The organism is Chryseobacterium sp. VD8, from assembly GCF_037149975.1.
GTDB classification, from domain to species: domain Bacteria; phylum Bacteroidota; class Bacteroidia; order Flavobacteriales; family Weeksellaceae; genus Chryseobacterium; species Chryseobacterium indicum.
Window position 1 is genome coordinate 1 of sequence record NZ_JBBCQL010000378.1, and the last position, 2,262, is coordinate 2,262.

1 protein-coding gene is annotated in these 2,262 nt (G+C 37.4%); it reads right to left on the minus strand.

Going from position 1 to position 2,262, the window contains the following annotated elements:
* Positions 1-2,170: alpha/beta hydrolase family protein (locus tag WFK35_RS22310; protein ID WP_336734794.1), on the minus strand; the 2,170-nt coding region annotated here is incomplete at its 3' end.
* Positions 2,171-2,262: the final 92 nt, after the last annotated feature.

Sequence of the window (2,262 nt, forward strand, 5' to 3'; positions counted from 1 at the left end):
TAATGTACAGCTCTTTGTCTGAAAAAAAGGGTTTGGGCATTTCATATTGACCGTTTTCGAACTGCCAGTAAAACGGGCCATTAAATTGATAATTATATGAAAAGTAAGACCGTACCAAATCGCTGTTTCCGGCTCCGGAAATATATGCGGCAAAGCGGTCGGATTGTGTTGCAATATAGTTGGTCTCGTAGCCTCCATGGGAGAATCCGATCAGGCCGACTTTCCGAAAATCAATTTCACTTATATCTTTTATCGTATCAAGGCTGCTATGAACACAAGCCAAAGCCGCTTCACCGGTCCCTCTATTTCCAAGACTAATGTCCGGCAAATACACAAAATAGCCTTTTTGGATAAGATTTCTGATATTGATGCCATCGGAAGGCCCTTCAAAGCCATCTTTAAGATACTTATTTTCAAAGTACCTTTGTTTTTCATAGATACTAACGAGCATCGGGTACTTTACCCCTTGATGGTAATCCAGCGGATAGATAAGAATACCATATAGTTTTTCTCCGTCAGGACCGTAATATTGTACTGTCTTCGATCTCAGATTCTGTAAAGCTGACAGGTCATGCTTATTTGTTATATAAAGTTCTTGCTCTTTTCTATTGTTGTAAAAGATCGTGGGAACGTCCTTCATTGTATTTTTGGTATAGGTTACTGCTTGTGAGCCACTGGCAAGATTAATAGTGCTAATATTTTCAGCCGTGGGCTTTAAAACAATATGAACGGACTTTCCATTGTATAGTGCGAGCGCAGATCGGTTTTCCTCACGATTATATAACCGAATAATAACTGGTTTTGAAGCATCGTATGTATTAGTTGAAAATTCCTTAATAAAAGTGGAACGTTCACCGTTCAATATTTGAGTTTCGTAACCATCAATCAGTGGCACCTTCTTCGTGATACCCTTTTTTATATCATATTCATATAATAATCCTTTGGATTCGAACAAAATTTTTTCCCCATTATCTGCAAAATAGCATCGTGGAAAGCCATATTTATGATAGCGCGTATATTCCACCGGCAGTTGCTTTTGTGATAGTTCAGAAAGATTGTATAATTTCCAGTATTGATTTTCTAATGTTATTATAAATTCTCCGGTTTTTGAGGCAATAATAATATTGCTTTTTATTGTAAGAGCAGGCTTTTTCGTTGAAATTCCAACCAATTCAGCTTCATAGGTCAAAACGTTCGTCGAATAGTCCTGACCTTTATAAGGATTGTATTTAAAATAATAGTCGGGATTACCAAAGTAAGCGGCTTTATCTTCATCACCGTAGCCGAGCAGCTCTCCTGTATTTGAATCAGTTCTCCACAGATAACTGCACTCAACAGTATCATCATAGAACTTTGTTTCCAGCTTACTGTCATTAGAATACCATATGTCCGGAGCGTTTTTATCATTTCGTTTCTTGTTCACGGTCAATGTCACGAAATACTGGTGTTGAGTAACGGGGAAAACTTTAGCTGATCTGATATTTAGGTCAACCTCCTGGCTGACACTAAATGGCTTTGGTAATTCCTGACCTGTATTGCTTAGGCTAACAATCTGGTTTTTCTTTTTTGCGCTATTTTCTGTCAGGATGATTGTGTTCTCCAGGTTTGAGTCAAGTACAAACTTTATCTTTTCTTCCCCTTCGTATATCTTAAAGATGTCTTTTCCTGAAATCATATATAAAGATTCTTTGGTTCCTTCTGAAACAACTGCAAACTTCCGCTGTTTTGAGGTAAGAATAGACCTTACATTTTTTACCATATTAATGGTTTTTCCTTCCTGATCAGCAATTAGGAGATCACCATCTTGTATCAGCAGGATAACATTAAAAACACTGTCGTAAACTGCATCTTTAACATTGTTCCACGATACTTTAGCAGTAGAGGGAAGTTTTAACAGCTCAGACGATTTTTGTCCTCGCAAGAACAGGTATCCATTGGGCGTAAAGGTTGTATATAGAGGAATAACATCAGATTTTTGATAAAATTCCTTATTAGGTTTTTGACGGTCGACAACTACAAGGGTATCACTATTTGAATCGTATGACTTCTGAAAACAAATCCATCTATCATTATGTGATATCTTCAGGAATTTTACATCATACACAGTATTCCTAAATCTCTTGGGAAGGTCTATTGACTTTTGTCCCAGGATTTGTACGCAGATTAGCATCACCATTCCCGAATATATTTTCAGCAAAACTTTCATTAATAGCCAGGATTTTGCGGGTTCAGATTTGGGTTCAGGATGAGTTCAGACTGTGG